The sequence below is a fragment of the Nocardioides sp. genome (genome assembly GCF_024509035.1).
GTDB lineage: Bacteria > Actinomycetota > Actinomycetes > Propionibacteriales > Nocardioidaceae > Nocardioides.
The window spans coordinates 1-5047 of record NZ_JANINT010000161.1; the positions used below are offsets into that span (position 1 = coordinate 1).

Annotated in this window: 9 protein-coding genes; 5 read left to right on the forward strand and 4 right to left on the reverse strand. The window is 70.7% G+C overall.

All coding sequences use genetic code 11. The features are described 5' to 3' along the window. The coding region (locus Q0L15_RS12515; RefSeq protein WP_296604772.1) for a D-aminoacyl-tRNA deacylase at positions 1-326 on the reverse strand (326 nt) is incomplete at its 3' end. Between the two features lie 31 nt (positions 327-357). On the opposite strand from Q0L15_RS12515, the gene Q0L15_RS12520 reads away from it, so the two are divergent. Beyond that, a complete protein-coding gene (locus tag Q0L15_RS12520; protein ID WP_296604773.1) occupies positions 358-1194 on the forward strand; it encodes a 3-keto-5-aminohexanoate cleavage protein in 837 nt (278 codons plus the stop codon). A gap of 1 nt (position 1195) precedes the next feature. On the opposite strand, the gene Q0L15_RS12525 is transcribed toward Q0L15_RS12520, so the two are convergent. Beyond that, positions 1196-1933, reverse strand: a complete 738-nt coding sequence (locus Q0L15_RS12525) for a response regulator transcription factor (RefSeq protein WP_296604774.1) — start codon at positions 1931-1933, stop codon at positions 1196-1198. An 88-nt stretch (positions 1934-2021) separates the two neighbouring features. Between Q0L15_RS12525 and Q0L15_RS12530 the strand changes: the two genes are divergently transcribed. Further along, entirely contained in the window at positions 2022-2324 is a 303-nt protein-coding gene (locus Q0L15_RS12530) for a MoaD/ThiS family protein (protein WP_296604775.1), read from the forward strand. A 2-nt stretch (positions 2325-2326) separates the two neighbouring features. Here Q0L15_RS12530 and Q0L15_RS12535 read toward each other — a convergent pair whose 3' ends face one another. Next, positions 2327-2758, reverse strand: coding sequence for an HSP20 family small heat-shock protein (locus Q0L15_RS12535; RefSeq protein WP_296604776.1), 432 nt, complete (start codon positions 2756-2758; stop codon positions 2327-2329). A gap of 184 nt (positions 2759-2942) precedes the next feature. Between Q0L15_RS12535 and Q0L15_RS12540 the strand changes: the two genes are divergently transcribed. Continuing rightward, positions 2943-3236, forward strand: a complete 294-nt coding sequence (locus Q0L15_RS12540; RefSeq protein WP_296604777.1) for a MerR family transcriptional regulator — start codon at positions 2943-2945, stop codon at positions 3234-3236. Here the strand turns inward: Q0L15_RS12540 and Q0L15_RS12545 are convergent. Beyond that, complete coding sequence (locus tag Q0L15_RS12545) at positions 3210-3644, reverse strand: VanZ family protein (RefSeq protein ID WP_296604778.1); 435 nt, start codon at positions 3642-3644, stop codon at positions 3210-3212. The two genes, Q0L15_RS12540 and Q0L15_RS12545, sit on opposite strands and share 27 nt — an antisense overlap. 58 nt (positions 3645-3702) lie before the next feature. Here Q0L15_RS12545 and Q0L15_RS12550 point away from each other — a divergent pair, with 58 nt between their 5' ends. Then, a complete protein-coding gene (locus Q0L15_RS12550; protein WP_296604779.1) occupies positions 3703-4200 on the forward strand; it encodes a thioredoxin family protein in 498 nt (165 codons plus the stop codon). A gap of 228 nt (positions 4201-4428) precedes the next feature. Beyond that, positions 4429-4890, forward strand: coding sequence for a DUF4395 domain-containing protein (locus tag Q0L15_RS12555; protein WP_296604780.1), 462 nt, complete (start codon positions 4429-4431; stop codon positions 4888-4890). Positions 4891-5047: the final 157 nt, after the last annotated feature.

Consider the following 5047-nt stretch of genomic DNA (forward strand, 5'->3'; position numbering starts at 1 on the left):
AGCTCGGCACACACGGCGTCGTACGCCGGCTCGCTGACCGGTCCGGGCGCCGCGGCCTGCCACGTGGGACGCCGGCCCTTGCGCGCGTCGCCGTACAGCGTGAACTGGCTGACCACCAGGACCGGTGCGCTGATGTCGGAGGCGGACTGCTCGTCGCGCAGCAGCCGCAGGTCCCAGATCTTGCGGGCCATCCACGCGATCTCGTCCGCGCCGTCGTCGTGGGTCACGCCGAGGTAGACCAGCAACCCCGGCTCCTCGATCGCGCCGACCACCTCGCCCTCGACGCTGACACTGGCCCGCAGGACGCGCTGGATGACCGCTCGCACCCCGACAGTCTGCCTCTGGCACGATGCGATCGTGCCAACGACGTCACCCGACCAGATCCTCATCACCGTCGCCCCGACCGGCGCCGAGACCACCAAGGAAGACTGCCCCCAGCTCCCGACCACCCTCGAGGAGCTCGTGCAAGCCGCCCAGGAGTGCGAGGCCGCGGGCGCGGCGATGATCCACGTCCACATCCGGGACGCCGACCACCGCCCGACGCTCGACCCGACCCGCCTGAAGGACACCGTCCAGGCGCTGCGCGAGCAGACCGGCCTGGTGGTCCAGCTCTCCACCGGAGGCTCGGTCCACGACCCGCTCGAGCACCGGCTCAAGGTGCTCGACGCCCAGCCCGACTCGTGCAGCCTGACGATGGGCACCACCAACTTCGGCGACGACGTCTTCTCCAACCCCTGGCCGTTCATCTGCGAGCTCTACCAGCTCAGCCAGGAGCGCCAGGTCGTGCCGGAGTTCGAGCTCTTCGACCTCGGCCACGTGCACGCGCTGCGCCGGCTGCTCGACACCTACGGCCTGCCGTACGGCGGCAAGGTGCACTGCGACTTCGTGATGGGCGTGCCGGGCGGCATGCCCGGCACCGCCGCCGCGCTCGTCGCGGGCGTCGGGCTGCTCCCCGAGGAGGTCACGAGCTGGTCGGCCACCGGCATCGGCCGCAGCACGCTGCCGGTGATGTTCGCGGCGCTGTCGATGGGCGGCCACCTGCGCGTCGGCATGGAGGACGTGCTCACGCTGGCCCGGAGGGTGCCGGTCGAGCGCAACAGCCAGCTCGTCGAGCGCGCGGTCAGCGCCGCGGCGCTCGCCCAGCGCACGCCGATGTCACCGGACGACGCGCGAGCCCTGATCGGGCTGGCGTAGGTCAGGCGTTCTGCTCGACCGACGTCTCACGGGCGTCGGCGGCGACGGCCTTCTGGTCCTTGGCTGGCAGCACGAAGCGGTAGCCGACGTTGCGCACGGTCCCGATGAGCGTCTCGTTCTCGGGGCCGAGCTTGGCGCGGAGGCGGCGTACGTGCACGTCGACGGTGCGGGTGCCGCCGAAGTAGTCGTAGCCCCACACCTCCTGCAGTAGCTGCTGGCGGCTGAAGACCCGCCCGGGGTGCTGGGCGAGGAACTTGAGGAGCTCGAACTCCTTGAACGTCAGGTCCAGCGGCCGCCCGCCGACCTTCGCGGTGTACGTCGCGTCGTCGACGAGCACCTCGCCGGACCGGATCACGTGCGAGTCGGGGTCGTCGGCGTCGCGGCGCGCGGCGAGGCGGCCGATCGCGAGCTTGATGCGCGCCTCGAGCTCGGCGGGGCCGCAGGTGTGCAGCACGACGTCGTCCATGCCCCAGTCGTGCAGCACGACGGCGAGGCCGCCCTCGGTGCAGATCAGCAGCACGGGGACGTCGGTGCCGGTGGTGCGGATCAGGCGGCACAGGTCGCGGGCGTGCGCGAGGTCCTGGCGGCCGTCGACGAGCAGCAGGTCGGAGTCGGGAGCCTCGAGCAGGGCGCTGCCCTCGGCGGGGAGGATCTTGACCTGGTGGCCGAGCAGCGAGAGCGCGGGCAGGACCTCCGCGGACGGCTGCAGCGCGCTGGTGAGAAGCAGGAGCGTGCTCATGACTGGTCTCCTCCCGATGGCCGGGGCGGGGACCGAAACGCAACGCTGGGCTTCGGCCGGATTTCCTGGTGCGGAACAATACCGTCACATGGGCGTCGACTTGGATCCTTCAAAGACAAATGAGACGCAGACCATCCACGTCCACTACTGGGCGGCGGCTCGGTCGGCGGCGGGGACCGGGGGTGACGAGCTGAGCGTCGACGGCCCGATCACCCTCGCCGAGGTGCTCGCCCGGGCGATCGCCCTGCACCCCGGAACCCGCCTGCCCGACGTGCTCGCGATCTGCTCGACGCTGATCGGCGACCGCCCCGTGAACGCCGAGGACCCGGGCGACGTCCTCGTGCCACCCGGGTCCTCGGTCGAGTTCCTGCCGCCGTTCGCCGGCGGCTGAGGTCACGCCTCGATCGCGGTCCGCCCACTGTCGGAGGCGTTGACCTGCACCTCGATCTTGCGCGGCTTGGCCTTCTCGGCGACCGGCACGACCAGGCGCAGCACGCCGTCGGCGTACGCCGCCTCGATGTGGTCGAGGTCGAGGTTGTCGCCCAGCACGAGCTGGCGGCTGAACATGCCGCGCGGCCGCTCGGAGGCCAGCGCCTCCCAGTCGCCGTTGCGGGCCACCCGCTCGGCGCGGACGGTCAGCACGTTGCGCTCGACGTCGAGGTCGATGCTCTCCTTGCTGATGCCGGGCAGGTCGAACTCGATGACGAAGCGGTCACCCTCGCGCCAGGCGTCCATCGGCATCACCGCGGGACGGTTCGTGGTGCCGAAGATCTGCTGGGTGAGGCGGTCGAAGTCACGGAACGGGTCCGTCGTGCGCAGCAACATCACATGTCCTCCTGGTTCCAGATGGAGTGCGGGCGAGGGTCTGCGTGAGCCCCTCATCTATATCAGCGGTTATAGGTTTCATATATTCCAACCGTCAGGCAAAATCAAGTGTCAGACGGTGGTTGAGGAGGTTGCGCCAGCAACCGTCGCGAAACCACCCCAGTGCCGCAGGAGAGGAGGACGGATGCCGGAGACGACCCGCGGCGTCTTCGCGATCTCGGTGGCGGCCGAGATGGTCTCGATGCAGATCCAGAACCTCCGCGTCTACGAGCGCCGTGGCCTCGTCGACCCCGACCGCACGCCGGGCGGCACCCGCCTCTACAGCCCCGACGACATCGACCGGCTGCACCGCATCCGCGAGCTCCTGGCCGACGGTCTCAACCTGGCCGGCATCGCGCACGTGCTGCACCTCGAGGACCGGGTGCGCCGCCTGGAGGCCGAGGTCGGTCGGCTAGAACGGCGTACGCCGGCGTCCTAGCACGGTCAGTCCCACCTCGACGGCCAGCGCACCGCCCAGCCCCCCCAGGGTGTTGGCGACCACGTCGGCGAACGTCGCGGACCGCTCGGGCAGCAGCAGACCCTGGACGAGCTCGACGGTCCCGGCGATCACGAACGCGTACGCCGTCCAGTCCTTCCAGGTGGTGCGCTGCCAGATCAGCGATCCGAGCATCGAGACCGGCATGAGGATCAAGGCGTTGCACGCGAACTCCCAGCGCGCCGGCTCGAGGGCCCAGGCGGGGGCGCCGAGGCGGGCGGCGAGCTCGGCCGTCCGGGACGCGCCCGAGGTGGGGATGGCGCCCCACGGGACGAGCAGGATGAACGCCAGCGCTGCGGAGTATCCGGTGAGGGCGAGCAGGATCGTTCGTCTCGCGAGAGCGGAGGCCACGCCTCCACCGTCTCAGGTGCGATGGAATGTCGGGGTGGTCGGCCCTGTTGAGAGGTTCATGAGCACCGGTGCATGGGTCGTCGTCGCCGCCATCGCCCTCGCGGTCGCCTTCGGTTCCTACCGTGCCCTCACCGACGGTCGGTTCCGCGGCACCCACAAGGTCCGCGACGCCACCGCCCCGGTGGTCGAGGGGAGCGACCCGGTGGTTGAGGAGGTTGCGCTAGCAACGGTCTCGAAACCACCGACCACCTGGACCCACGTGACCACGGCGATCCCCGAGGCGAAGCTCGGCGAGAAGGCCACCCTGCTCCAGTTCTCCTCGGCGTTCTGTGCCCCCTGCCGCGCGACGCGTCGCACGCTGACCGAGGTGGCCGAGGTCGTCCCGGGTGTCGAGCACCTCGAGGTCGACGCCGAGCACCACCTCGACCTGGTCCGCGCGCTCGGCGTGATGCGTACGCCGACCACGCTGGTCCTCGATGCCACCGGTCGTGAGGTCACCCGGGCGACCGGCGCGCCCCGCAAGGAGCAGGTCCTCACGGCGCTCACTCGGTCCTGATGTCCGCGATATGGACAGTCGTCTCGCTTGATGAGACGTCCGGTGGGCGACGCGGTGACGCTCTCCCTACTCTGGTCGCCATGTCCTCGACCATGCTCACCAAGCGCCGCGCAGTGGACCACTGCCGCACGCGCTCGGCGCTGTGTCGAATGCGCTGACGTAGGCCGCGCCTCTCCACTCGGAGTGCCGGCCCGTTCCCACGCCGCCGCACTCGCCAGCAGGAGAGACATGTCCACGATCGCTCAGTCACACCCCGGCTCGACCCTCGCAGCAGGTATCGACCCTCGCGGCCCGCAGTTCGCCGCCACCCTCACCTCGGTCGTCCTGATCGTGGTGCTGCTTCTCGCGCCCGGCCCGGCCGCGGCCGCGGTCCTCGCCCTCCAGGCCGCGGTCTTCGCGGTCGGGGCGACCCGCGGAGTGCAGCGCACGCCGTACGCCTGGCTGTTCCGCACCTTCGTGCGTCCGCGCCTCGCGGCGCCGACCGAGCTCGAGGACCCGGCCCCGCCGGGCTTCGCCCAGACCGTCGGCCTGGGCTTCGCGGTCGTCGGCCTCCTCGGCTTCGTGACCGGCCTCGACGCGCTCGGGCTCGTCGCCACCGGCTTCGCCCTGGTCGCCGCCCTCCTCAACGCCCTCTTCCGCTTCTGCCTGGGCTGCGAGCTGTACCTCCTCGCCAAGCGCCTCACCGCCTGAGCGCACCCGAACGCCTACCGCAACTCCTACACAGACCCCGCAGCCCGAGCTGCACAAGAAAGGTAGAAACCATGAGCCGCGAGACTTCCCTCGTCACCACCCAGTGGGTGGAGGAGCACCTCGACGACCCGACGATCGTGCTCGTCGAGGTCGACGA

Bases quoted from the DNA above. Each gene is read 5' to 3' on its own strand.
- Q0L15_RS12525 (WP_296604774.1), bottom strand. From the start codon at position 1,933: ATGAGCACGCTCCTGCTTCTCACCAGCGCGCTGCAGCCGTCCGCGGAG.
- Q0L15_RS12530 (WP_296604775.1), top strand. From the start codon at position 2,022: ATGGGCGTCGACTTGGATCCTTCAAAGACAAATGAGACGCAGACCATC.
- Q0L15_RS12535 (WP_296604776.1), bottom strand. From the start codon at position 2,758: ATGTTGCTGCGCACGACGGACCCGTTCCGTGACTTCGACCGCCTCACC.
- Q0L15_RS12540 (WP_296604777.1), top strand. From the start codon at position 2,943: ATGCCGGAGACGACCCGCGGCGTCTTCGCGATCTCGGTGGCGGCCGAG.
- Q0L15_RS12550 (WP_296604779.1), top strand. From the start codon at position 3,703: ATGAGCACCGGTGCATGGGTCGTCGTCGCCGCCATCGCCCTCGCGGTC.
- Q0L15_RS12555 (WP_296604780.1), top strand. From the start codon at position 4,429: ATGTCCACGATCGCTCAGTCACACCCCGGCTCGACCCTCGCAGCAGGT.